At 45.2% G+C, this 25,575-nt stretch carries 25 protein-coding genes, 1 pseudogene and 1 riboswitch; of the genes and pseudogenes, 13 read left to right on the top strand and 13 right to left on the bottom strand.

Annotated elements, in window-relative coordinates; all coding sequences use genetic code 11:
- The first annotated feature begins 46 nt into the window (after positions 1-46).
- Complete coding sequence (locus tag AC58QG_RS12305; protein WP_068662170.1) at positions 47-349, top strand: heme biosynthesis protein HemY; 303 nt, start codon at positions 47-49, stop codon at positions 347-349.
- Positions 349-570 carry a YuzB family protein gene (locus AC58QG_RS12300; RefSeq protein WP_028556521.1) on the top strand — a complete coding sequence of 74 codons (222 nt, stop codon included), beginning with the start codon at positions 349-351 and terminating at the stop codon, positions 568-570. The genes AC58QG_RS12305 and AC58QG_RS12300 overlap by 1 nt, the downstream gene beginning before the upstream one ends.
- Positions 571-622: 52 nt before the next feature.
- On the opposite strand, the gene AC58QG_RS12295 is transcribed toward AC58QG_RS12300, so the two are convergent.
- Together AC58QG_RS12295 and AC58QG_RS12290 are read right to left on the bottom strand one after the other, a co-directional pair.
- The gene (locus tag AC58QG_RS12295; RefSeq protein ID WP_497362320.1) at positions 623-1,117 is read right to left on the bottom strand and encodes a glutathione peroxidase; all 495 of its coding nucleotides are present in this window, start codon (positions 1,115-1,117) and stop codon (positions 623-625) included.
- A gap of 70 nt (positions 1,118-1,187) precedes the next feature.
- Complete coding sequence (locus AC58QG_RS12290) at positions 1,188-2,078, bottom strand: TIGR01777 family oxidoreductase (protein WP_497362319.1); 891 nt, start codon at positions 2,076-2,078, stop codon at positions 1,188-1,190.
- 192 nt (positions 2,079-2,270) lie between these two features.
- Between AC58QG_RS12290 and AC58QG_RS12285 the strand changes: the two genes are divergently transcribed.
- The 4 genes from AC58QG_RS12285 to gloA2 all read left to right on the top strand — a co-directional run bounded on the left by AC58QG_RS12285 (position 2,271) and on the right by gloA2 (position 5,655).
- Positions 2,271-3,494 (top strand): MDR family MFS transporter, encoded by a 1,224-nt coding sequence (locus AC58QG_RS12285; protein WP_497362318.1) that lies wholly within the window; start codon positions 2,271-2,273, stop codon positions 3,492-3,494.
- A gap of 114 nt (positions 3,495-3,608) precedes the next feature.
- Positions 3,609-3,702: riboswitch (cyclic di-GMP riboswitch) on the top strand.
- A 118-nt stretch (positions 3,703-3,820) separates the two neighbouring features.
- The gene (locus AC58QG_RS12280; RefSeq protein ID WP_497362317.1) at positions 3,821-4,126 is read left to right on the top strand and encodes a hypothetical protein; all 306 of its coding nucleotides are present in this window, start codon (positions 3,821-3,823) and stop codon (positions 4,124-4,126) included.
- Positions 4,127-4,271: 145 nt separating this feature from the next.
- Positions 4,272-5,186 (top strand): exopolyphosphatase, encoded by a 915-nt coding sequence (locus AC58QG_RS12275; RefSeq protein ID WP_497362316.1) that lies wholly within the window; start codon positions 4,272-4,274, stop codon positions 5,184-5,186.
- Between the two features lie 73 nt (positions 5,187-5,259).
- Positions 5,260-5,655: an SMU1112c/YaeR family gloxylase I-like metalloprotein gene (gloA2, locus tag AC58QG_RS12270; RefSeq protein ID WP_497362315.1), complete on the top strand. Its 396-nt coding sequence runs from the start codon at positions 5,260-5,262 to the stop codon at positions 5,653-5,655.
- 168 nt (positions 5,656-5,823) lie between these two features.
- Here the strand turns inward: gloA2 and AC58QG_RS12265 are convergent, their stop codons facing one another.
- A complete protein-coding gene (locus AC58QG_RS12265; RefSeq protein ID WP_497362314.1) occupies positions 5,824-6,969 on the bottom strand; it encodes a THUMP domain-containing class I SAM-dependent RNA methyltransferase in 1,146 nt (381 codons plus the stop codon).
- 136 nt (positions 6,970-7,105) lie between these two features.
- Here AC58QG_RS12265 and AC58QG_RS12260 point away from each other — a divergent pair, with 136 nt between their 5' ends.
- Positions 7,106-7,741 (top strand): O-methyltransferase, encoded by a 636-nt coding sequence (locus AC58QG_RS12260; protein ID WP_497362313.1) that lies wholly within the window; start codon positions 7,106-7,108, stop codon positions 7,739-7,741.
- Positions 7,742-8,369: 628 nt separating this feature from the next.
- On the opposite strand, the gene AC58QG_RS12255 is transcribed toward AC58QG_RS12260, so the two are convergent.
- Positions 8,370-9,269, bottom strand: a complete 900-nt coding sequence (locus tag AC58QG_RS12255) for a metallophosphoesterase family protein (protein WP_497362312.1) — start codon at positions 9,267-9,269, stop codon at positions 8,370-8,372.
- Positions 9,270-9,418: 149 nt separating this feature from the next.
- On the opposite strand from AC58QG_RS12255, the gene AC58QG_RS12250 reads away from it, so the two are divergent.
- Positions 9,419-10,687, top strand: a complete 1,269-nt coding sequence (locus AC58QG_RS12250; RefSeq protein WP_497362311.1) for a CapA family protein — start codon at positions 9,419-9,421, stop codon at positions 10,685-10,687.
- Between the two features lie 16 nt (positions 10,688-10,703).
- Positions 10,704-11,330 (top strand): fumarylacetoacetate hydrolase family protein, encoded by a 627-nt coding sequence (locus AC58QG_RS12245; protein ID WP_497362310.1) that lies wholly within the window; start codon positions 10,704-10,706, stop codon positions 11,328-11,330.
- Positions 11,331-11,392: 62 nt separating this feature from the next.
- On the opposite strand, the gene AC58QG_RS12240 is transcribed toward AC58QG_RS12245, so the two are convergent.
- On the bottom strand, positions 11,393-12,580 hold the full coding sequence (locus tag AC58QG_RS12240) for an HD domain-containing phosphohydrolase (RefSeq protein ID WP_497362309.1): 1,188 nt from the start codon (positions 12,578-12,580) through the stop codon (positions 11,393-11,395).
- Positions 12,581-12,769: 189 nt separating this feature from the next.
- Here AC58QG_RS12240 and AC58QG_RS12235 point away from each other — a divergent pair, with 189 nt between their 5' ends.
- Positions 12,770-13,597, top strand: a complete 828-nt coding sequence (locus AC58QG_RS12235; RefSeq protein WP_497362308.1) for a DUF92 domain-containing protein — start codon at positions 12,770-12,772, stop codon at positions 13,595-13,597.
- Here the strand turns inward: AC58QG_RS12235 and AC58QG_RS12230 are convergent.
- The 4 genes and pseudogenes from AC58QG_RS12230 to AC58QG_RS12215 form a co-directional block, all read right to left on the bottom strand.
- The gene (locus AC58QG_RS12230) at positions 13,571-13,876 is read right to left on the bottom strand and encodes a LapA family protein (RefSeq protein ID WP_497362307.1); all 306 of its coding nucleotides are present in this window, start codon (positions 13,874-13,876) and stop codon (positions 13,571-13,573) included. The two genes, AC58QG_RS12235 and AC58QG_RS12230, sit on opposite strands and share 27 nt — an antisense overlap.
- Positions 13,877-13,987: 111 nt before the next feature.
- Complete coding sequence (gene pepF / locus AC58QG_RS12225; RefSeq protein ID WP_497362306.1) at positions 13,988-15,778, bottom strand: oligoendopeptidase F; 1,791 nt, start codon at positions 15,776-15,778, stop codon at positions 13,988-13,990.
- 740 nt (positions 15,779-16,518) lie between these two features.
- A pseudogene (locus AC58QG_RS12220) lies at positions 16,519-17,160 on the bottom strand (TerC family protein); the annotation flags it as partial.
- A gap of 261 nt (positions 17,161-17,421) precedes the next feature.
- A complete protein-coding gene (locus AC58QG_RS12215; protein ID WP_310225134.1) occupies positions 17,422-17,667 on the bottom strand; it encodes a hypothetical protein in 246 nt (81 codons plus the stop codon).
- A gap of 189 nt (positions 17,668-17,856) precedes the next feature.
- On the opposite strand from AC58QG_RS12215, the gene AC58QG_RS12210 reads away from it, so the two are divergent.
- Positions 17,857-18,561, top strand: a complete 705-nt coding sequence (locus AC58QG_RS12210; protein WP_497362305.1) for a class I SAM-dependent methyltransferase — start codon at positions 17,857-17,859, stop codon at positions 18,559-18,561.
- 139 nt (positions 18,562-18,700) lie between these two features.
- Positions 18,701-18,898, top strand: coding sequence for a cold shock domain-containing protein (locus AC58QG_RS12205; RefSeq protein WP_028556542.1), 198 nt, complete (start codon positions 18,701-18,703; stop codon positions 18,896-18,898).
- Between the two features lie 169 nt (positions 18,899-19,067).
- Here AC58QG_RS12205 and AC58QG_RS12200 read toward each other — a convergent pair whose 3' ends face one another.
- Complete coding sequence (locus tag AC58QG_RS12200; RefSeq protein ID WP_497362304.1) at positions 19,068-19,688, bottom strand: TetR/AcrR family transcriptional regulator; 621 nt, start codon at positions 19,686-19,688, stop codon at positions 19,068-19,070.
- Between the two features lie 126 nt (positions 19,689-19,814).
- On the opposite strand from AC58QG_RS12200, the gene AC58QG_RS12195 reads away from it, so the two are divergent.
- On the top strand, positions 19,815-22,040 hold the full coding sequence (locus AC58QG_RS12195; RefSeq protein WP_497362303.1) for an MMPL family transporter: 2,226 nt from the start codon (positions 19,815-19,817) through the stop codon (positions 22,038-22,040).
- A 49-nt stretch (positions 22,041-22,089) separates the two neighbouring features.
- Here AC58QG_RS12195 and AC58QG_RS12190 read toward each other — a convergent pair whose 3' ends face one another.
- From AC58QG_RS12190 to AC58QG_RS12180, 3 genes are all read right to left on the bottom strand, one after another.
- Positions 22,090-22,737: a nitroreductase family protein gene (locus tag AC58QG_RS12190; RefSeq protein WP_497362302.1), complete on the bottom strand. Its 648-nt coding sequence runs from the start codon at positions 22,735-22,737 to the stop codon at positions 22,090-22,092.
- A gap of 153 nt (positions 22,738-22,890) precedes the next feature.
- Positions 22,891-24,069, bottom strand: coding sequence for an MFS transporter (locus AC58QG_RS12185; protein ID WP_497362301.1), 1,179 nt, complete (start codon positions 24,067-24,069; stop codon positions 22,891-22,893).
- Between the two features lie 19 nt (positions 24,070-24,088).
- Positions 24,089-25,423: a multi antimicrobial extrusion protein MatE gene (locus tag AC58QG_RS12180; protein ID WP_497362300.1), complete on the bottom strand. Its 1,335-nt coding sequence runs from the start codon at positions 25,421-25,423 to the stop codon at positions 24,089-24,091.
- Positions 25,424-25,575 lie beyond the last annotated feature (152 nt).

Below are 25,575 nucleotides of genomic sequence, written 5' to 3'. Positions count from 1 at the left end.
TCTTTACAATAGAGTTAAAATTTATTGTTTCAGGAGATGTGTACATATGAAAGTCAAAATTTCTCGTAATGCAGCAAAGGTACTTCAATTGGAGCTTAATAAAGAAGAAAACCAAGGTTTGTTGGTTCGTGTACAAGTGACGCATAAGCATGGTGATCATGCTCACTATGGTTTGGGTCTTGATGATAAAACAGCAAATGATGTTGTCGTAAACACGGATAAAGGCATTGATGTTTTGCTAGATCAAACAGAGCCGCTTCTAGACGGTATTCGTATTGACTACTTCTACACACCAGAAGAAGGCTTCATGATTACTAACCCAAGCAAGGGGAACCACGGAGACCACTAATGCGGAATGATATTCGCATTTGTGATAAATGCAAACACATGAAGGTGAAATCAGCACTTGCCAAAATAAGTGCTATCGCACCGGATACTGAAGTCAAGGTTGCGTGCAAGTCGTATTGCGGTCCATGTTCGCGGTTCGCATTTATATTTATTAATGGCCGCTACATTACAGGCGCAACGGAAGACGAAGCCATCGAAAAAGCGAAGAAATACGTAAAATAACCAAAAAGCATCCGTCCAATTGGACTGGATGCTTTTTTTCATGCGAGTCGAGTTAAGCATGAACAGGGGATTTCTCTAGAAGCTTTTTAATCTGCTGTTCGATTTTGCGCGGTGTCGTTGTCGGGGAGAAGCGTTTGATCACATTACCGTCCTGATCCACGAGAAATTTAGTGAAGTTCCACTTAATGCCCGAACCGAATAGACCAGATGCCTTGCTTTTCAGATAGCGGTATAACGGGTGGGTCCCCGCACCATTCACATCAATTTTGGAGAAAAGCGGGAAATTGACGCCAAAATTAATCTGACACGCCTGTTCAACCTGCGCGTCATCGCCAGGCTCCTGATCCTTGAATTGGTTACAAGGGAACCCAAGAACGCTAAAGCCTTGATCTTTATAGGTGTCATGGAGTTCCTGAAGCCCTTTGAATTGAGGTGCAAATCCGCATTTCGTTGCTGTATTTACAATGAGCAGGACTTGGTTTTTATACGCAGAGAGGGATGTCTCTTCACCGCGGATCGTCTTCACTTGAAATTGATGTACGCTCATCTTATCACTACCTTCCGTCGCTATTATTTCGCACAAATTAATTGTACACAATTTTTATTTGAATGAAAAGCTATTTTTTTACCAAATCTCCAAGAGCACCTGCTACCGTAGGAAAGCGCCATTCAAATCCCTTCTGTTGCAATACGCGCGGAATCACTTTCTGACCTTCCAAGAGCAGCACAGAAAGCTCCCCAAAAATTAACTTCATCATGAAAGCAGGAACTGGAAACAAATTCGCTCTTCGCATCGCTTTCGCAATCTCGCGTCCGAAATCTTTATTGGTGACAGGATTGGGCGCCGTAGCATTCACAGGACCTACAATGGATTCGTTGTGAACGCAAAAATCAATCAGTCTAACCATATCCTCGATGTGAATCCACGAAACCCATTGCCTGCCACTGCCAACGGTGCCGCCTACACCGAGCTTGTAAGGGAGTGCCATTTTGGGAAAGGCACCTTCTTTATTATCCAAAACAAGGCCAACCCTAACCTTTACGACACGTGTGCCTTGAATAAGATCAGCAGCAGCCTCCCATTGCTTGACGACACTTGCTAAGAAGTCTGTATGTCGATAAGGACTTTTCTCGTCAAAGGTATCCGTCTCTGAAGTGCCGTAATAAGACATACCAGACGCATTCACAACAACCTTAGGCTTTGGGTTCATGTTGGCAACTAGCTTGGCTACTCGCTCCCCAGCTTGCAATCGGGATTGAACAATCCGAGTCTTAGCCGCGGCTGTCCAACGTTGACTAATGGATTCACCCGCCAAATTTACAATGGCATCGAGTCCGTGAAGAAGGTCAGTATTTTTCTCCAACTCATCCCATGTAATCGTTCGGACACCGGAAATCTGCTTTGAGGATGAGCGTGATATATTGATAAGTTCATGACCTTGCCCCAACCAGTAGGAAATTAATCTTTTTCCAATAAAACCACTGCCACCTGTAATCGCTATTTTCATCGCTAGCACCTCCATATCGCCATTATAAAACCTTCACCCAATAAATACCATCTGAGTGAAGGCACATAGAAAAAGCTGAAGTTCCCAGTTCGAAATTACGACACATTCCGCGCTTTTCGTGTATAATTGAAATTCGGCGTCAATTAATTAACCGTAGGGTAATTCGTGTGTCTGCGAGAGGAGTCATCGTCTATGAATCGTATACGTTATTTTCTTCAATCCTATCATCCTATCGTACATACGCTACTCTTAGGTACGGTCATGGCCCGGGCTGCGTCCTCCATGAGTTTACCTTTTCTAGCGATCTATTTGGCTAAGCATTCGGACATGAGCCCAGGGCTTATTGGGATCGTCATTGGCATGGGGGCTTTAGCGGGTACTTTCGGCGGTTTTGTCGGGGGCACCTTGTCAGATCGTTTTGGACGACGCGTGATCATGCTCGCGGCGCTCTTCGGGTGGGGATTCGTATTCCTTGGCTTCGGCGTAGTGAAGTTACCAGTCCTATTTATGCTGCTTAATATGTTGAATGGACTTTGCCGCTCATTCTACGAGCCCGTGTCGCAAGCCTTAATGGCAGATCTCACAGAGACGTCCAAAAGGAGGCAGGTATTTTCACTTCGATACATGGCGATTAACGTAGGTGTGGCTGTAGGTCCATTGTTGGGAGCATTCTTTGCGACAATGAATGGAGCTTTGCCATTTTTGCTCACGGGTATTATTTATTTAATCTATGGCATTACGCTTTACGCACTTCTTATTAAGTTCGGCATTAAGAAAATCGAAGGTGAGAAGAAAGCGATTGTGACTTTCCGTTCGGCGTGGGGAGTCATTCGTAAGGATATGACCTTCCGTTTGTACATTGTCGGGGGAATTATCGGGGCGATTGGGTACTCTCAGGTTATGGTAACGTTGTCGCAGTACCTCCAGAGAGATTTTGCTAATGGGGTCAAAATGTTTGCGATTCTCATGAGCGCCAATGCCATCGTCGTTATTGTTATGCAGATACCGCTCGGTAAATGGGCGGAGAGGTATAAACCGTTAACAGCCATTGTCGTTGGGAATTTAATGTTCGCATTAGGAGATATCGGGTTTGCTTTCTCGCACTCGCTCATATGGCTCATTATTTCCATGGGAATTTTCACATTTGGTGAAATTCTAAACTATCCGGCAGCAAACATGTTGATTGATAAGCTGGCGCCTGAACAAATGCGTGGAACCTACTATGGTGCTCAAACGTTAACGAATATCGGACATTTTATGGGGCCATGGATTGGCGGCTTCTTATTGGTTTCATATGGAGGTCAAACGCTCTTTCTCGTGATTGCTATTTTGTCTTTGGTAGGGTCCATTTTCTATTGGAAAGGCACAAAACGTCAAAATTCGGTAAAAATAACGTCGAAAATGCAAACATTTTGATGGAATTCGTAAAAATAGTTCCTGCGAACTATTCGAATTCAAATCGTCATCCCTTATTCTTGAGAGTGTAGGATGTCTCGTTTATCGCTTCATCTAATCAGAATTTGTAAGTCATCTCGATAAAGGCAAAGCTGGCGAAAGCCAGTGACGCAAAGCTACAGGGGCCTCTCTTCTCCTGAAAAGGACAAACGGCCAGCCAGCCGCCGAACGATTGGGAATTCACTTAAGAACCCCTCTAGTCGGTTCACTAAGGTGGGGTTTTTCTCTGTCATAGCGAAGCAAATTAAAACAAATGGAACAAGTTGAACGAAGGAGGCCCTAGCGGCATGAAATCGGAAGAGCAATTGCAGGATGAACAGAAAGCAACATCGTTATGCGGTAACCATGTTGCGCGTTTGGTGCCATCCACGGATGGACCTAAGCTCATGATAAACCGAGAAGAATATGCATTGAACGAAGCTTGTTGGGATGTTGAAATGTTTCACGGAAGAAACAATAGCATTCTCATTTTCTACTGGAAGGGCGAAGTTAAGCTGTCAGTGAAAATGCCCCCAATGGCTCAAATCGAAGGTTTTTTAACAAGATTATTTCAGTGCCTATCCTCCAAATTGAGAGCGGTTCAACCTATTTAGGTGAATCGTTCTTTTTTTTATAATCAGAAATCATGCCATGCGTATGGCGAGTGATTTTCTCATTGTCACGTATCGACACTAGCTGATATAATATGACCATCATAACTCGTAGTTCTTAAGAACTATATCAAAGGAGATGCATGGCATGAGATTAATCACACGTTCTGATTTCGATGGTTTAGTATGCGCGATGCTCTTCAAACAATTAAACATGGTGGATGAAATGAAATTTGTCCATCCCAAAGATATGCAGGACGGCCTTATTGAAGTAAATGAGAATGATATTTTGGCCAATGTGCCTTATGTTCCAGGCTGCGGATTATGGTTTGATCATCATGCAAGTGAACTGACACGGATGGGTGAAGAGGTTTCGTTTAAAGGGGAAACTCGGCTCGCTCCAAGCGCCGCACGCGTTGTCTATGATTACTATGGCGGCAAAGAAACCTTCCGTGATATCGACGATATTATGCAAGGTGTAGATAAAGCGGACTCTGCTCAGTTTAGCAAAGAAGATGTTTTGAATCCGAACGGGTGGGATTTGCTTTCGTTTATCATGGATGCTCGTACAGGGTTGGGGCGTTATCGGGATTACCGAATCAGCAACTATCAGTTGATGGAGGATCTGGTTGCACATTGTGCAACGAAGTCCGTTAGCGAGATTATGGAGCTGCCAGATGTCAAAGAGCGTGTAGCTCGTTACTTTGAGTTGGATGCCCTTTACAGGGACATGCTGCAAACCTACACGCGGGTAGAAGGCAATGTTATTATTACGGACCTTCGCGATGTAGAGACGATATATCCAGGCAATCGTTTTATGGTTTATGCGCTCCATCCAGAGCAAAATACGTCGATTTGGATCGTGGATGGCCGAAATAAACAAAACTGCGTATTCGCATGTGGTCACAGCATTGTCAATCGTACAGCGTTAACGAACATTGGTGACTTGATGCTTCAAAATGGCGGAGGCGGACACCACGCTGCAGGTACTTGCCAAGTCGCATACGAGCATGCTGATGAAGTTCTACATAAAATTGTTGAAACCATGCAAGCAGCAGGGTAAAATAAGAGGATAAGCCGCAGGATGGGAGCAGCCCAGCATGCGGTTTTTTTCTTTGTCGGGAGGTATGATCAAATTGGATTTAAAGCAGATGCATCACGTTGCAATTATATGTTCGAATTACGAGCACTCCAAGCATTTCTATGTGGAGCTACTGGGACTCACGGTCATTCAGGAAACCTATCGCGCTGAGAGAGATTCGTATAAATTGGATTTGCGTATTGGGCAAACCGAGCAAGAGATTGAATTGTTCTCGTTTCCGAATCCGCCCTTACGTGTGAATCAACCAGAGGCGCGGGGTTTACGGCATTTGGCTTTTGTTGTTACAGACATGGAGCAAAGTGTACAAGAACTCGAAGCGAAGGGCATCGCGGTTGAGCCTGTTCGCATTGATCCAATCACAGGGAATCTTTATACGTTTTTCGCTGATCCTGATGGGCTGCCATTGGAGTTGGTAGAGGTTGTTGAATAAAAGAGCATCAGGATAACAGAACATCAGTAACAGAACATCAGTAACAGAACATCAGTAACAGAACATCAATAACAGAACATCAGGATAACAGAAATCCCTCACAAGGCTCGGTCTGGCTGCTGACGAATGCAAGCGAGAATAGAGGTCATTGTGAGGGATTTTGTTTAACTAGTCTCTTCTGCGCGGAGGCAAGGGACCTAGATATTGGAACAGATTACACTCGATCCGTCCGTTGAACAGCTTGCGCTTCTTGTCGGCGCGGCGGTTCATATAATGTTCGAGTTGTGTGCTTGGGCTTAGGATGAATAGGCTCCACGACGGCATCGGACGCGTTAATGCGCCGAGCTCGCGCAGCGCCAGCTCAACATCCGGTGCTTCACCAAGACGCTCGCCGTACGGCGGGTTGGTGATCAAGCAGCCATAGTCGCCGCGCGGGCGCGCCTTGGCGATCGGCTCAACCTTTAGCTGGAACTGCTTCGTCAGTCCAGCTGCCTTGGCGGCCGCCTCTGCCACTTCGATGGCAGCAGGGTCGATATCGCTGCCGACGATGTGCAGCGGCACGTTGTCTTTCACCGCGTCGAAGGCTTCGTCGCGGGCTTTGTCCCAAAGCTTGCGGGGGATGTTCCCCCAAGCTTCGCTAGGGAAGCTGCGCCGCAGGCCTGGCGCGATGTTCCAACCGATCATCGCAGCCTCAATCGGGATGGTCCCCGACCCGCAGAACGGGTCGTAAAGCGGCCGATCCACGTTCCAGCGGCTCAACATGATCATGGCTGCAGCCATGGTTTCCTTCAGCGGCGCTTCGGTCACGAGCTTGCGGTAGCCGCGTTTGTGTAAGCTTGGTCCGGTTGTGTCAATCGTTAATGTCGCGATATCGTTCAGAAGTGCGACCTCGATTACGTAGCGTGCCCCGTTCTCGGGGAACCACTCGGTGCCGTAGCGAAGCTTCATTTTCTCGACGACGGCTTTCTTGGCGATCCCTTGGCACGCAGGAACGCTGGATAACTGTGACTTATGGGAACGACCCTCAACAGGGAATTCGGCATCGTTTGGAATCCAGTCTGGCCAAGGCAGAGCTTTGGTGCCTTCGAATAGCTCATCGAAGGTGGTTGCTTTGAATTGCCCCATAAGTACGAGGACGCGATCTGCCGTTCGCAGCCAAAGATTAGTGCGGCAGATAGCTAATTCGTCACCAAAGAAACGAACACGTCCATTCTCGACGGTCATTTCCTCATAGCCGAGATCACGGATTTCACGGGCGACGATTGCCTCAAGTCCCATCGGGCAAGTGGCGATTAGTTCAATTTTTTGTGGCATAGGTATAGTCCTTCCATCCGGGTTGTACAACGCTCAGAAAACTCATACAATTAACAAGTATAGGACAAATAGGTTACACTTACAAACGAGCAGCACAAAGATCATTCGAATGATGCGATTTTAGGAGGACAAATACATGGAAACCATCTCAGCCGAAAGCTACATGGAAGGTTTATACGAGGAAGATGCCGTTCTAACAAAGGTGAAGGAGGTCATTGTTGCTCACAACATGCCCGAGATCTCCATCGCGCCAGGATATGGCAGACTGTTAACCATGATGGTTAGGATGATAGGTGCGAAGCGGGTGTTAGAAATCGGTGCGTTAGGCGGATACAGCGGAATTTGCTTGGCACGTGGGTTAAAAGAGGGCGGCAAGCTCATTTCACTCGAACTCAAGCAGGATTTCGCCGATGTGGCGAAGCAAAACGTGACCGACGCCGGACTCGGCGAATTAGTGGAGTATCGGATTGGCGAAGCTCTCGATCACTTGAACGAGCTGCTGGAGCAAGGAGAGCGCTTCGATTTCTTCTTTATTGATGCGGATAAAGTGAATTATCCGAACTATTTGGAGCTCGCGATCAAGCTGGCGAACCCAGGTGCGATCATTGCAGGCGATAATACACTGATGCGCGGCAAAGTCGTGGATGAGAAGCAAACGAAGGCATCGGTTCAAGCGATGCGAACGTTTAATCAACGGATCGCGACAGATGAGAGGTTGGAAAGCACCATTCTTCCAGCGTATGATGGTTTAGCGTTAGCTCGGGTGAAATAGCGTAGATGACAAAAAGAGCGATCGGCTGCAACGGCAGTCTATCGCTCTTTTGCTATGTTAGGTTGTTAGGAGGCTTTATCCTTCGTATGTAAATCGGAATCGATTCTTGGCTTCTCTTGAATTTGTGGTGGAATGCGTGTTAATGGTGCCTGAGGTTGAGTAGTGGGAGCGAGGTGGGTCGTCTGTTGTTTCTTGAAGCTCATTGTACTAAGGCCGTTCCAGTAGATGAACAAACACTCAGCACAAACGATAACAAGTATGATTTTACGCCAGTTTAGCTTCATTCGTTTCCATGCCTCACTTTCCAGTACCCCTATATTAGCATGTGGTGGAATTAATTTCCATAATTATTTATCCAAGGGTAAAATCATTATGGATTCGCAAGGCTGTCGAATAAATGGAAAACCTCCATCTAATTTTCGGGATTTTTGCAGATTGAACGGATTAGATTCAAAAACTACATGTAAATTCCTCGTTTTACGCGGAAATGAAGGAAGGAGCGAAAATTAACTACCTAAAATCCAGTTATTTGAGCAAAAGTGTGTTTTGAGCTGAAAATAGCTGGATATTTTCCATTTTCTTGTTTGGAGGTGGGGAGATAGGAGTTAGGTGAAGGGGGTGGTTATACTTAACCACCTAAATGCACCAATCCCGTCGTGATCTCCAGCTCATATCGTCTGCTATCCGGCATCTGAACCTCATACGCCAACTGTACAGCACGCTTTAAATCATAAGGCACCCGCACGAATTGTAGTGCGAACCCTGCTTCAGCCCCAGGATCAGTCTCACCTTCCACTACGCAGTAACTCGCCTGGGGTATGCCATCATAGGGAACACCGACGCTCCCAACGTTGAACAGCAGCAACCCGCTGCGATCGGCAACACTTGCACACTGCACAGAATTCTCGTCCAGCATCTCACTACGTGTCTCGCTATTCGCACTTGCAAACTGCACAGAACCCTCGTTGTGCAGCACACTCCTTTTCCCTGCATCCGTACCCTCACAATCCCTCTTCTCTGAGGGATTGTTCAGCGTCAACATATAAGGGATATGAATATCCCCATAACCGACAATATCCGGCAGATTCCCATCGGCAAAGGATCCGGTCATCTCTGTATTTTCAAACATCGCTAATCGCTCATTCTTCGTAGCTTCACGCTTCAATCGATGAAAGACGCTCTGAGCTGATGCGTGGAACAATCGTATATGCTTCCCGCTGAGTTTCACATTGATCGCATAGGGAAGCTGCTTCAAATAAGCAAGACGTTCTTCACCAAGCGATTGCTGTTGCCACAAGCCAGCCGGCTGCTCCTGCGGAAGCGTAATACCTAGATCCCAGTTGCCTTGCACGACGGCTTCACAGGTTTGTTGAATGAGATCTACAACCTCGGCGGAGTTAGGACCTTTGCCCACGAGGTCGCCTAAGCAGAAAATACGTGTGATGCCTCTGCGCGAAATATCGTGAAGTACGGCTTCTAGAGCAGGCAGGTTACCATGTATATCAGAAATTATTGCAATTTTCTCCATGTCACTCGTTTCCTTTCTTTCCCAAAAAACGAACCTAGTATTGCTTAGTTATACCACAAGGCAGACAATCTGAAAATGTGAGTCTCTCCCTATTACCCAACGATGTCGACATCTGTTATAATTTGTAGGGGGAAAGGGGAATGTTTTAATTGGAATCCAGACAAGAACGTCACGGTAAATCGAAAAAAGATTCAAACCCAAGTAAAAAGCCTTCACTTAAAGTTTTGGGTGGCTTTACAGTTGCAGCGATTGCTTGTTTCGCCATTGGAATCGGGGCTTCCTATTGGACCTCCACTTCTAATAATGGGGAAGAAGACGGAGCGGTTTCAACACCGATGGCAATTATTTCGCCTAAACCATCGACCTCCACTTCGAATGGCAGCTCGACGGTTACTGTTAGTCCCAAAGCTTCTACTGTCGTTACCCCGACACCAACACCATCTGCGAATGCAACAGTGGTAAACCCAGTGGGTACAGGCTCACAAGTGAAATTAACGTTTGTGGGTGATGTGATTATGGCCTCCAAAGTGGAAGATATTCTAAAGCAAAAAGGCTTTGATTACCCGTATACGAATGTGAAAGACTACTTAACTAAAGCTGATTTTACAATTGCAAATTTGGAATCACCGATAACGACTAGAGGCAGTGTTCAAAGTAAGGAGTATGTGTATCGTTCTTCGCCTGAGGCGTTGCCCCCGCTGAAGCAAGCAGGTGTCGACATTGTGAATCTAGCGAATAACCACGTGATGGATTATGGAACAGAAGGCTTGCTAGATACGATGAAGGCGCTGGATCAAGAGGGCATTAAACGAGTGGGTGCAGGTAAGGATAACTCAGAAGCCTACCAACCGGTGATCGTGGAAAAAGATGGCATTAAGATTGCTGTTTTTGGTTTCAGCCGCGTCGTGCCAGAAGCTTCATGGAAAGCTGCCCCTGGGCATCCAGGTGTTGCCGAAACTTACAGCTATAAGGTACCTGTTGAATCGATTGAAAAAGCGAAAGCATCGGCTGATCTTGTAGTTGTTGTGGCACATTGGGGCGTTGAACGTGATGACAATCCGGACAAAAACCAAAAGGAACTCGCGCATCGTTACATTGATGCTGGAGCCGATCTAGTCATTGGCGGACATCCGCATGTCCTGCAAGGCTTTGAGCAATACAAGGGCAAATGGATTGCGTATAGCTTAGGCAACTTCATCTTTACGACGAATGACACCCCAAAAACTTGGGAAACGGTCATCCTGGAAGCTGCCTGCTCGAAGGATAAGTCTTGCAATATTCATCTGGTACCCATTTTGACCAAATCAGCCTTGCCGACTCCGATGAGTACGGAAGATGGAGAAAAGCTATTTCAACGATTAAGCAAAATTTCTATAGGGGCTGGTGTAGATGCCCAAGGAAATCTGATTAAGAAATAAGAGGAGTTCATCTAACATGACAGCAACGATCCGAAACATTTATTGCGTTGGACGCAACTATCGCGCACACGCCGCAGAACTTGGAAATGATGTTCCTGAACAACCGATGATTTTTACAAAACCTACACATGCGTTAGTACAGATAGATGGTGGCGCTCTGTCACTTCCTAGTGATCAAGGTGAGATTCACTATGAAGCTGAACTCGTCTTACATATTTCGAAGCCGTACACAGAAGGCATTAAAGTCGATGAAATCGTTGATCAATATGCACTTGGGATTGATTTTACACTTCGTGATGTGCAGAATGTGATTAAGAAAAAGGGACAACCATGGCTGCCTGCCAAAGGCTTTCTAAAGTCGGCGCCGATCACCGATTTCCGTCCGTTCCCTGGAGCTTCGGAATTGACGAAAACGAACTTCCAGCTTCATCAGAATGAGCAAGTGGTGCAGGACGGCAACATCTCCCTTATGATCTTCGATCTTCAAACCATCATTGATTATATTGCGAAGCACTATGGTTTGGGGCCTGGCGACATCATTTACACAGGGACTCCAGAAGGCGTAGGTCCTGTCAAAGATGGCGACCGTTTAGAACTTCTCTGGGGAGAAGAGCAATTCGGAGCTTTTACCATTCGTATGTAATATAAAAAGGCAGTCTCCGAGGTCACATCGACCTGTGAGACTGCCTTTTCAACTTCTATGTATTAAGATTCAATAGAATTGGCTAAGGCTGCATCCGAGTATTGCTCTCTTACGCGGAGAATGGCCGGTAATTGTTTGAAAAAGGCATCCACTACAACGGGGGCGAAATGCTCGCCGCGTTCCTCTTGGAACAGCTGTAGGATGCGATCGAGCTCCCAGGCTTTTTTGTAGACGCGATCACTGCCAAGAGCATCGAAAACATCGGCAATGGCCGTGATACGACCGTAGATATGGATCTCATCCCCTTTAATACCGCGGGGGTAACCACGCCCATTCCATTTCTCATGATGTTCATATGCAACGACTGCAGCCGTTTTAAGAATATGGCGGGTCGAATTCCGAAGCAGGTTGTAGCCGATCAGCGTATGATTTTGCATAAGCTTGAACTCTTCTTCTGTCAGCTTGCCCGGCTTGTTCAGGACGGCATCAGGGATCGCTACCTTGCCGATATCGTGCATCGGGGACGCGATTTTGAGCAGTTCCGCTTCTTCCTGACTCATGCCTAACTCAAGTGCTATCAAATATGAATACTCAGCAACACGCTTTACGTGATTTCCTGTTTCCTTGGAACGACTTTCGCCAATTTCGCCCATTCGGAAAATAATTTCTTTCTGCGTCTCTTCAATTTCCATTGTGAGCAGAGCAGATTCTAATGATTTTCCTGCATAGGAGGAGGCCAACGTTAAATATTCCATATCCTTGTCGGAGAATTGTTCGCTAGCCGTTAGTTTATTAATCGCTTGATAAGCACCCATGATCTCACCTTGGCTATTCCGGAAGGGGATCACCATGAGGGCTTTCGTACGATAACCAGTTTGTTGATCCGTACGGATAGCACCATTTTGCAAATATGATTTGTATTCCTCATTGGTGTAAGCGTCATGAATGAAGACAGCTTGATCATTCGTTACTGAATAGCCGACTAGACCAGCAGTGCTGGGGATCCGAATTTCATCAAGACCATGAGCGACTTTGGACCAAAGCTCATTCTTTTGTGTATCGAGCAGCCAGACAGTACAACGATCGGAGACAATCATCTCACGACCCATATCCGCCATCAGCATTAGTACATGATCAAGAATACGTTCGTTCGCAATCTTGGAAGCATATTCGAAAATGACACGCAGCATTTCCTCGGGCTCCAGGTCTCTTTTGAATCGGGAATTGGTAGTGAATTGATCTTGCTCCATGTCAGCCTCCTATCGCTTTTCCCTATCATAGTATCATATATTTGGCTGTTATTGGTTATGATTCTGCAGAAATTACTGAAATTTGTCGAATTTACTTTACGAGTCGCGCAATAAAGAGTCTTGAGTGGATTATGATACAATATACATATAAATTTGATCTCAGAAATATGAAAGGAGTGAATTCTAATTATGCTGTTTTTGCCGATAGTTTATGGCTTCGTAGGCAGCGTGATCATAGCAGGCGCAGCCTTTTGGAAACGTTCCTTATCTGTATCGGGTCTGACTGCAGCGGTGCTGCTAGGAACAACGATGTATGCACTTGGCAGCCTAGCGTGGTTTGGGACACTTATCGCGTTCTTTATCTCTTCTAGCTTGCTATCGAATCTCAAACATCAGCGTAAGGCTGTAGCTGAAAGTGGCTATGCCAAAGGTGGGAGACGTGATGCAGGCCAAGTTGCTGCCAATGGAGGTTTGGGTTTGTTGCTTTGCATCGGAAATGCCATCTGGCCAAATCCGGTCTGGTGGTTGATATATATAGGCGTTATGGCAACAGTTACCGCGGATACTTGGGCTACGGAAATCGGCGGGTTGAGTAAGTCAATCCCACGCTCTATCGTAACAGGGAAAAGGGTAACGGCAGGAACTTCAGGAGGAATTACGGGTTTAGGGTTGCTAGCTTCTATTCTTGGAGGGGCTTTTATCGGTCTCATAGGGGGGATTCTAAATCAACTCGGGGAGTCGGAAGTGGTGAACAGCTCGATCGTGCTCCTAATCTTGCTGGGTGCACTTGCAGGATTAGGAGGATCGCTCGTCGATTCCTGGCTAGGGGGTACGTTGCAGGTGATGTTTCATTGTGAGGTTTGTGGTAAAACGATTGAGAAACAGGAGCATTGTAATAGGAAAGCTAGACAAATTCGTGGTCTCCGAGGGATGAGCAATGATGCCGTTAATGCAGGATCATCATTCATCGGAGGGGGAATTTGTCTCGCCTTATACACTTGGTTCGCTTTGTTCTAAATTGGATTCAGTTGACGATGCAGCTGTCGGATGTAACGCTTCTTGAAGTTGCTTTTCTAGTTGTTTCACTTTACGCTGCAGCTTGTATTGACGAACCATACCGAAGAGACCGACAATTAGACCACCTAGTAAGGTTGAAGTTAAAATGACGAGAATCAGAGGTGTGGAAGTCGTTGCGAATATGAAATTCACTTGCACGGGATCCACATTGACGACAGCAAAAACCGCCGTAAGTAAAGCAAACACTAAAGCACTGATGAGAATCCATTGTATTTTCAAGTGTCCATCATCCTCTCGAGTTTAAGAAAAAGGTTGAAAGCAGAGGCTTTCAACCTTTTTAGTCTTACATTCCGCTCTCTGACTTGGAGAGGGGGTATATCGATCATTCAATTACTTCGTGAGCTCTTCCATTTGATCCAGCAACGAGCTGAATACGCTCATCGCTTGTTTGATCGGCTCAGGTGTAGACATATCCACGCCGGCCTTCTTGAGAATGTTCAGCGAGTAGTCACTGCCGCCGCTTTTGAGGAAGCCGAGGTAGCGGTCAACCGCTGGCTGGCCTTCATCCAAAATCTGCTTCGCAAAGGAAGTAGCAGCAGAGAAGCCTGTCGCATATTTATAAACATAGAAGCTGTTGTAGAAGTGAGGAATCCGAGCCCATTCCATCTCGATATCTTGATCCACAACCATGTCATTGCCATGGTAGAGCTTATTCAAGCCATAGTAGATCTCACTGAACTCTTGTGGAGTTAGAGACTCGCCTTCTTCTGCTTTTTCATGCGTGATCATTTCGAATTCAGCGAACATCGTTTGACGGAATACCGTCGTACGGAACTGATCAGCGTAGTACGTGAGCAAGTACATTTTTTCCTTCGGATCCGTTACACGCTTCAATAGGTAATCCATGAGCAGGGCTTCATTGAGCGTTGAAGCAACTTCAGCTAAGAAAATCGTGTATTGCGCATAACGATACTCTTGATTCTCATCCGACAAATAAGAATGAATCGCGTGACCCATCTCATGTGTCAGTGTAAACATGCTGTTCAAATTGTCTTTATGGTTCAACAGTACGTAAGGATGTGTGCCGTAAGCACCCCAGCTGTAAGCACCGTTGCGCTTATTTTTGTTCTCATAGACATCGATCCAGTGATTGTCGAAGCCGTCTTGAAGAATTTTCAAGTAATTTTCACCTAGCGGAGCCAAGCTTTTCTTGATTTCTTCTTTTGCTTGCTGATAAGTAATATCCATTTTGAACTCTTCAACGAGCGGTGCAAATAGGTCATACATATGTAATTCATCGACCTTGAGCAGCTTTTTACGGAGTTTGAGGTACCGCTGCAGCTGAGGCAAGGATTCATGAATGGTGGAAATTAAGTTCGTATACACTTCTTTCTTGATATTGTCCCCAAACAGTGTGGATTCAAGAACGGAAGGGTAATGACGCGCTTTAGCGTAGAAAATGTTTTTGTTGATGTTTGCGCTTAGCGTCGCGCCAATGGTATTCCGATTATTGCGATACGTTTCATAAACCGCTTTGAACGCATTTTTTCGAACTTCCGGATCACGACTCTCAAGGAATTGAATATAACTGCCATGCGTAAGCTCGACTTCTTCACCTTTTTCGTTCTTCACTTTCGGGAACTTCAGATCAGCATTGTTCAGCATGCCAAAAATCGTGCTAGGCGCGCCTGCCATCGTACCCGCTTGAGCAAGAAGCGCTTCTTGTTCTTTGCTTAACGTATGAGGCTTCTGACGAATCATTTCTTCAAGCGTATCTTTATAAAAAGATAAGGAAGGATCACTCACAAGCTGCTGAAGCTTTTCGTCCGAAAGGCTTAGAATTTCAGGTGAAATGTAGGAAGCTGCTTCTCCAACTTCAACACTGAGTTTTTTTGCTTTTTCGGATAATGCCTGATAAACAGGTTCAGCTGTATCTTCATGATGCTTCATGTTGGCATAGACATATAATCTTTCCATCTTTACAGAGAGCTCATCTTCCAACTGGAAAATTTGCTTCACAGCTGCGGCGTCGGTAAGTTTTCCTTGGAAGGCGCTGACTTTGCTAAGCGAGCCTTTCACATCTTGAAATTCTTGATCCCAAGCCTTCTGATCGGCAAATAAATCCTCCAACTGCCAACGGTGCTCGGCCGGTACTTGCTTGCGTTCCAATAATTGAGTCATCGGAGCCCTCCTGTCCTTGTTTTGAGATTGGGGTAAGCTGGTATCCTTTGCGTGTAAGTCAGCTATAGGGATTGAGCTTAGCAGAATTCCCATTACAGCCGTTACATAAAGAAGGCGCATTGCGGTCATCGCTCCCGGCGTATTCCCATGAGGGATGTTCTAACTGAAATCCCATTCCATGGTTTTCACCTAGTATGACCGATTGCGTAATCAATTATTATTATACAAAACAAACGACTCTGTCGTCCATGATGTACGAGCGCATATGGAAGGAAATTCAAGTTCCTGCTCGGAAGAAGCTAAGTAAGATCAGAACGAAGGATATGGAAACCATAACAATCGCTAATAAAGCAAGGTAACGTTTCATTTGTGCCGGAAGGCTGTCTTTTTTCATTATCAAAATGATCGCCAGGCAAAAGGATACAATTACAAATGTGAGAATAGATCCAGAATCGGTCATCGAAAATCATCCTTTTTCCTGTAGAGTATGACACTTGTTTCGTATCATACTAATTTTCGCTATGCGGGGTCAAACTCCTTTTTCAACCGGCATGCTGCATCGTGTCTCTAGTCGACTCTTCCTCGTCTTCCTCTTTAACAAGAATGAATTTGCCGCGAGAATCCATTTTGACGGTATAGCGATCCTCAGGGGATATCTGTGCTTCTTCACTAAGCTCTTTGGGAAGTGTTAACTGTCCGCTATCCCCGACACTTACCTGGTAGCCAATCATTTTCGACCATTTGCCCGCGCCCAGCACGAGGACGATAAGAAGACCAATGAATAACCATTTCCCTAACAGGTTGGATTCGAAGAAGGGGGCAAGGAACTTTTCACCTGTAATCATCTTTCCTGCGGTAAGTGCAAGTACGCCAGCACCGATATAAATAATCGACGGATACTTTTCAATCCACTTAATGAATAATGTGCTTCCCCAGACCACGATTGGAACACTGATCAGTAGACCAATAACCACGAGTAGGAAATTGCCGTGTGCGGCACCAGCTACTGCGATGACATTATCTAGACCCATGACCGCATCAGCGATAATGATGGTTCGAATAGCGGCCCACATGCTGTCCTTCACTTGCATATTTTCATGATTTTTCTTCTCGCTGAGAAGCTTATACGAAATCCATAGAAGCAAGATACCGCCGATTAACAGCAGTCCAGGTATTTTGAGCAATGTAACTACAATAAGCGTGGCCAAAGCTCGAATAATAATCGCGCCAACCGTGCCCCAGAGAATGACCTTCTTTTGCGTTTCCTTTTTCAAATTACGTGCGGCCATCCCAATTACAATAGCGTTATCACCTGCCAGCACCAAGTCAATCAAGATAATACTAAGCAGAGAGACGAAAAAGCCCGTTGACAACCAATCCATACGCGAACACACTCCTTCAAGGTTTTTAGATGCAAAAAGAGCCCAGCACCGATGACCGGTGAAGGCTCTAATTCATCAAAAAAGACCTTCACCAATGAACATGGCAAAGGTCTTGCTAACAACGTTGTCGTTGCCAATAAAGCCGGGATCTGATGAGGATCCGAATTGACGACTTTACTGTATCAGCTACTCCCCTTTGGAGTGTTACTATGAGATTATACGTTTATTATATGCAGTGCGTTTCAAAATAGAACAAAAAAATTATACGTTTTTGAAAGCATCCATAATGGCTTGCCATTCTTCTTCGGTGCCATCGAATTTATCTTTGGCAAATCGCTCGCTAGCCCAGTGCAGCATAGCAGGTCGTCCAATAAAAGTGTGGCACTCTTCGCCCCATTGGTCGGAAATTTCGGTTAGCACAATTTTCGTGCCCTGAACCTCGACATTGAGCATGTTCCATTTATCTTTTTTATAAATCGTATGTCTTTTGAAGGGTTGATGCGACATGGCTTTTTTCCTCGTTTCTGTAATAAGCTTATAGATGTAAACAATGGTATCATAAAATGCCGCGATTTCCAAACAAGGGGATCGTTTTTTTCGTTATTTTGTTGTTGCGCTGGGGAATCTCTCATGATAGAATTCTCCTAATCCTTTCCAGAGGGAAGGGGTTATGAGCCGAGTTGAGGAGAGATGAGCATGGAACAGAAGCCTGTTTATGAGCAAGTTGGGGTTGCTATGACCTCGAGATCGTATGTGGAGTATGAGAAAATGTTTATGTTACAGACAGCCGAATTAATTGGCAAACGGGTATTGGATGTCGCAGGTGGCGCATCTTCGTTTACGGCAGAAGCCAGGCAGCTTGGAACCTACGCTGAGGCGGTTGATCCGTTGTATGAGAAGTCGCCAAGTGCAATTGCCGAGCATGGTCGGCATGAGATTGAACTTGTTGCTGCGAAGATGGCGAAGTTAACGAATGTGTACGATTGGACTTTTTACGGTTCTGTTGAGAACCATAAGGAAGGTCGTATCCAAGCGCTTCAGCGATTTATCGAAGACTATGCAAGCTCGGAAGGCGCAGCTAGATATCATACAGCTTCTTTATCTTCACTTCCGTTTGAAGCGGAGAGCTTCGACCTCGTGTTGTGCAGTCATTTTCTGTTTCTATATGAAGAGCAGTTTGATTATGCATTTCACTTAGCTGCGATTCGGGAACTGCTTCGAGTTTGCAAGCAAGGCGGCGAAGTGAGATTATATCCGTTGCTGAGTTTCCGGCAAGTGGAATATGCCCAGCTCCATGTCCTAATCAGCGAATTGGAAGGTGACAGTTTTACCGTTCAAAAGAGAGAAGCTAGTCTACCTTTTTTACCAAATTCTCATCAATATTTAAGCATAAAAAAGTAGCCCTCTGCATAGTGGAAAACCTTGGTACATCAACAAATTTCAGCTTATCCACCTCGGAATTTCCGTTGATTTTTCACCATGCAAATGGTATAATTTCCTTATTCGTCATAGATGGCGATATTTTTAGGAGGTTGTTCATTTGAAGGGTACAGTGAAATGGTTTAACGCAGAAAAAGGGTACGGTTTTATTTCTGTTGATGGAGGCGACGATGTATTCGTTCACTTCTCCGCAATTCAGGGCGAAGGATTCAAAACATTAGAAGAAGGCCAATCCGTTGAGTTTGATATTACTCAAGGAAACCGTGGTCCTCAAGCAGCTAACGTCACCAAATTATAAGATTCTGGGACTCCCTACTTATAAATAGTGTCATAGCACAAGCAATAAAGGCAGTTCTCGGGTTCACTCGGGGCTGTCTTTTTTGTTCCTGAGTAACATTCACGAAAGAAGCAAGCCCAGCGCCTCCTTGTCACGGAGATTGCTCGGGCTTGCTTCTTTTTTCGTGTATTCATTTCGGCGGGTATAAGCCATGCCAGAGAATGTCGATAATTTGAGATGCAGCTTCACCCTCATGTGGAAACATGTTATGCCCGTTCCCATCACGCGCATGACCCATCATAAGGAGGGAGGTGTAGGCGCGTGCGATCACACGAGGATTGACAGGACCGATTTCACCAGTATCGATTGATTTTTGAAACTCATGCTCGAGTACATCTAGGATGCCCTGCTCGGATTTACGCATGGCTTTCATTTGCTCCTCCGAGAGTGTAGCTTCCATCTTGCGCATGAAGGAATGGAGATCGAAATCGATTGCTTTCAGATGTCCTTCGGTAATTCCGAGCAGTCTCTCACGAAGAGGAGCGGGCTCACTTAAGCGCTTGATGGTTATTTGCCTGACGTTATCCATGAGCTGAACCATAGAAGCTGTAAGCAGATCGGATTTGGAAGGGAAATAATAATAAACCGATGCTTTTGTCACTTGGCATTCTTTGGCAATATCATCCATGGAGACAGACTCGAAGCCGCGAGATAAGAATAAGGGAATGGCCGTCATTAAAATTTTCTGATTAAGAGGCATTTCTCCGTGTGAGACACGGGGTCTGCCGAGAGGTTTTGATTTTTTTTCCATAAGTTTGTGTCACTCCTGAGACAATTCTAAATAAAGCTTGATTAATTAACTATGTAGTATATATAATTAATTCTGCTACAAGATTAATTATATCACTATTTCATTTTTTGAGAGAGAGGCTACGATATGCATGAAAACCCTTTTTTCAGTAAAATTGGCGGCCTAGTTGCAGGTCGTCGCAGCAAATGGGTAACACTGGCCATTTGGATTTTACTTACTGGCATTCTATCTGTCTTTCTACCTAACGTCAATTCACAAGAAAATAATGCTGCACAGCAACTGCCATCCGATGCTTGGTCGCTTGAAGCAACTGAGCTGATGAAGGAGCAGTTTCCAAGTAATGAAGGCATTCCCGCTCTTGTCGTTTGGTATCGAGGTGTAGGATTGACAGATCAAGATTTGGCAGCTATTCAAAAGGTAACGAAACAGCTTACCGAAACACCGTTAGCCGCTCAGAAGGGATTGCCTCCGCTGCATCAGATGCCGGCGCCAGCGCTAAAAGGCATGGTATCCAAGGACGGCAAGCTTCTGGTTCTGCCGATTTCGTTCAACGAAGGAACGCAAACGGAAGTTCTTCAGGAAAGCATGAAGCAGCTGGAAGAAGTAACAGTTAGTCAGTTAGGCAGTGACCCTTTCGAAGCTAACGTAGATGAAGAAGGATTACATGCCCGGATAACAGGTCCTGTAGGGATTCAAACGGATGCGACTGCCCTGTTCAAAGGAGCCGACTTTGCCCTATTGATGGCTACCGTGCTGCTCGTACTTATTCTCCTCATTTTACTGTATCGGTCGCCAATATTGGCTATTATCCCCTTGGTAGGAGTAGGATTTGCCTACGGAATCATTTCACCAATTCTCGGTTTTCTGGCGAAACAAGGTTGGATCACGGTAGACGCTCAGTCCATCTCGATTATGACCGTCTTATTGTTCGGCGCTGGAACGGATTATTGCCTCTTCTTCGTTGCTCGTTACCGACAAGCGCTATTGGAGGAGAAAGACAAATATAACGCACTTCGCGTTTCATTCGGCGGTTCAACTGGTGCGATCGGGATGAGCGGGCTCACCGTAATTGTCTCCTTACTTGGCTTGTTATTCGCTCACTATGGATCCAATCATCGGTTCGCGATCCCATTCAGTGTAGCGATCTTCATCATGGCAATTGCCAGTCTAACGCTTGTTCCCGCACTGCTTGCCATCATCGGCCGCGTGTCCTTCTTCCCGTTCATTCCTCTGACGGCAGAAATGCGAGCGGAGAAAGAAGCGCGCAAAGGGAAACGTATTCGCGAGCAAAAGTCTGTCGGCGCATTAAATGCTGCATTAGGGCGTGTAGTAACTGAGAAACCAAAAAGTGTGCTGGCTATCTCTTTAATCATTCTTATTGCGCTTGCTGCTTTTGCCCCACAGATCAAGTTCACGTATAACATTTTGGAGTCGTTCCCTTCCACAATGCCGTCTCGAGAAGGCTTTAGCTTATTGTCTGAGCATGTTTCACCAGGATCGCTTGCTCCTGTTAAAGTTGTAGTCAACACGGAGGGTAAGAACGCAGATGTTCAAGGAGCACTTGCCAAGTTATCTTATGTAGAATCCGTAAGCAAGCCAGAGGATAGTAAGAAGGATGCCAATTATAAGGCATATGAGTTGATTTTTAAGCAGGATCCCTATGATTTGGATGTCATCAATCGAATCCCAGAGATTAGGAGCAGTGCGGAGCAGAAGCTTGTAGAAGCTGGTGTAGCTTCACCTCAAGTTTGGGTAGGTGGTGAAACGGCTACACAATATGACACCAAAACGGTTGTGGAGCGCGATACCAAGATTGTTATTCCCGTAGTTATCACCGTGATCGCGATACTGTTACTCGTGTATTTACGCTCCATTGTCGCAACCATTTATCTGATCGCAACAGTACTGCTTTCCTATTACTCAGCGTTAGGTGCAGGCTGGCTTATTTTACACTATTTTATGGATACGGCTGCGATTCAAGGATTAATTCCGCTATATGCGTTCGTCTTCCTCGTTGCGCTGGGAGAGGACTATAACATCTTCATGATTTCGAGCATTTGGCAGGCAAAGGATCGGTTGTCTCTGAAAGATGCGATTCGATTAGGTGTAAGCTCAACAAGCAGTGTTATTACATCAGCCGGTTTGATTCTAGCAGGCACCTTTGCGGTACTAGCCTCGCTGCCGATTCAAGTACTTGTGCAGTTCGGTGTGATTTGTGCCGTTGGTGTCATCTTAGATACATTCATCGTAAGACCATTCCTTGTTCCTTCGATTACCATGTTGTTAGGAAATGCCGTGTTCTGGCCAGGCAAAGTGAAGAGAGGCTCACAAAAAGCTGTGTCCGACAACTAATTTAAGTGTAAAAAGGAGCTGCCCGCATGTTGCGGACAGCTCCTACTTGTTAGTCGATAATTTGAAGAATATCGTCTACTTCTTTACGTGCCATCTTACCAGGTCGTTCCTTCGGATAGCCAAGGGAAATCACCATGTTAATTTGATATTCTGCTGGAATCTCAAGATAAGCACGGATTTGGTCCTGTGCGAGCAGAACTGGGCCTGTCATCGGACAGGTTGCTAATCCTCTCGCATGTGCGGCAAGCATCAAGTTCTGTGAAGCAAGGCAGGAACTCTTGATGCCTTCTTCAGCCCATACATGATCATCGACTAATTGAATAGGGTCGAATATACGATCGCGGAACTTGGATTCATATGGTGTCGCCAAGCAAATGATGAGAACAGGCGCATCCGAGAAGGCTGTCGCGTAAGGTCCGAAAGATCTTACGAGCATGCGAGCTTCTCTAGATAGTCCCTTCTCCTCTGCTGCCGCGGCACGCAAGTGAAGTTGATCCCAAGTTAATTGCTCGATATGTTTAATCTTTTCTGTATTTCGAATGGCGATGAATTTCCACGTTTGTGAATTCGTATCACTAGGAGCATACCGCGCACAGTCTATAATTTCACGAATATCTTCAACTGCGACTTCTTGCTCTGTAAAGTTACGAATGCTGCGTCGATCTAGAACGATGGTTTTGAATTCTTCATACTTCATATTAAATGTGTACCTACCTTTGCTGCTCATATTATTCCATGTAATTTATTACTTGGTACTAAGACTATATCCTTATTATAGGGGAGATAGGCTAGGAGTACAACTACCGCGACAGTTAATCTGTTAAAGCTATGCCAGTGACGTACTCTTGTATCATCGACTAGGAAGGGCATCTTCATTCTTCTGAAAAAGGTAGGTGCACAGAAAACCAATAGCAGACGTAGTTGATAAGCAAGCGGCTATGAGATAAACCGTACTGCCACTTGTTGCGTTATAGATCCAACCACCCGCTGTTCCACTGATCAAACCAGCAATACTCGACCATGCGACAGCGAAAATGGCCTGCCCAGAGGAGCGGTATTCATCCGGAATAATCTGGCTCAAATAACGATTCGCTGTAAATAAGAAAACACCGAAAGTTAAGCTGTGTAGAAGCTGGATGCCGATGATCCAAGTTGGATCTTGGATGAAGCTCATCATCACGAAACGGAATGCGTAAATCACACCCGCAAAAGCAAGTAAAGGCAGTTCCTTGAAGCGATGCCCGTGCTTGCTTAGATAGAAAAATACGGGGATTTCGCTTAGCGCTGATGTCATCCAAGCATAGCCGATCAGCGAATCAGAAGCGCCTAGCTGACGCATATAGAGTGCTAAGAAACCATCATTGAAGCGATGGGAAACGGACATGATGATCACGAGTACAAGAAACCAGATGAATTTTTTGGATCGAATAATGTTAACCATACCGCCGAAGGCCATCTTCTTACCGCCTTGGCGTGTATCTTTCAGCAGAAGTAGAATGATTAATGTACAGCTGATCGTTATGAAAAGAAGGACAGGTGTTAGTCCTGTTCCATAAGCACGCAATAGTAAGCCGAACCCTCCAGCAGAAAGCGCGAAACCAATGGAGCCATACGCGCGGAAGGAAGCATAACTTTTTCCGCTAGAGCGAATATGCAGCATGACTTGGCTATCATTCAAGGAGTTAACCGGTTGCTGGAAGAAGAAAAACGCTGCTAAGCAGACATATAACAGGGAGAACCACCCTGCAGTAAATACCATAATAGCTGTCAGAAGTTGACCGAGGATCAGAATGATCATGATTTTTTTTACCGTTTGAAACCGATCACTCAAGAAGCCCCAGAGTAAATTGGTTGCAATACCGATCAACGGACCAATGGCATAGAGCAAGCCGATTTGGATTTTAGAATATCCTTTATAATCGAAATACAGGGGAAAAAAGGTAACTACAATCCCCATCGTCATAAAAAAAGAGAGTGTAAACATTTTAAGCAATCGGTCGTTCCGATCTATAGCATTTGAGTTAGACAAGGTAATCATCACCATTTCGTTACATATTTTCTTGAGGTAGACTAGGCTGCTGTACATCGGCTGTTCGTTTGAGCACATAGATGACAACAAGAAGTTCAGCCAGCATGCCTACCGATTGCGCAAGTGCGCCAATCATCCCATTCCAGCCAGGAACCGTTGCAATGGCAACGAATAAAGTTAATACCGTAATAGTAGCATTCGCAGATTGCGAGAAAACCATGATTTTTGTTTGGCCGCGCAGCATAATAATTCCATTCATATAATCAAGCCATGGGAATACAATCGTCATGATCATAAAAATACGCATTGCACTCAAGCTGGCTTGTCTCAGCTCAGCATTCACACCCATGACATGCGTCATAAACCAGGGACCAATCGGTGTATAGGCCATGATTGCAATGAGTGTTCCTGGAATGAAGCTTAATATAAGAATGAATTTTTTCACGCGTTCTGCATCTTTCCGATAGAAATTCAGGACGATTTGATGTATGTACGAGAAGAAACTCATCACCAATTGCGTTAAGGATCCAGCAATCGCAAAGGAAGAGATCGCTAGATGGATATGTGTTGTTTTGCCTAACATCGCATTAATAGAAGGTCCGATAATTACAGCAATAACGGATGAATATAAGAGCGGTTTATAGAAGCTGAAGATTTGCTGCTTCGTTTCAATTGGATGATTAGGTGCTTTTTCGGGAATGACTCGCTTCAGCAAGCTTGTACCTTCCCAAATGGCAATTGTGGCCTCGATAATCATACCGACAAGGAAAATAATGGCGCCGACTTTACCGCTGGAGACGTTATCTGTTGTAATGAAATATAACGATAAGAGGTACATCGCGATGATTCGAACGCCCATACCGATGGTTAGCCACTTGGTCCGCATATTAAATATAATAATCCCGTGAAATAAACATCGGAGACCGGAGAAAATGCTAACGTACATGAGAATGCGATACACACTTAAGGTTGAGGCTAGTATTTCGCGTTCTACCCCGAAAAAATAAAGAAACACCCATTCGCCAACCGGTGTGTAGCAAAGTATGAGACCAAGCAGAATAATACAGGCAAATACATAAGAGCTGACAACGCTCATAGCTCGGAACGAAACCCTGTCCCTCACGAGTGCAGAGCACGCTTGTCGTAGCAATACAACGGGTCTTTCCGTCAATCCTAGTAAACTTAGGGGTATAGCATAAGTGGCAATGACGAGCTCAGGGTTATCAGCCCTAGCCAAAGTGCTATTAATAATAACATGGGAGAGGGTTACGAGCGTTGCAGAAAGTCCGAGGGGGAGGAAAAAGGAGATGAGCTGTTTCCATGTGATGGTTTCCTTTAATGTCTTAGCATTCATCCAAATCGCACTCCTTCGCGTTTTGCAAAACATTTCTTAAGTATATCAGAAAATGAAATCAGGATGACATACAATTTTAACTGGAAACCCAAGGTTTGAAGTGATACATTTAAAGGTAGAATGTTTCTTGAACAAGACAGACAGTTTTGCCT

This window comes from Paenibacillus sp. J22P169, assembly GCF_059691995.1.
Note: the sequence above shows the minus strand (reverse complement) of the source record. Positions and strands in the feature narration are given on the sequence as shown.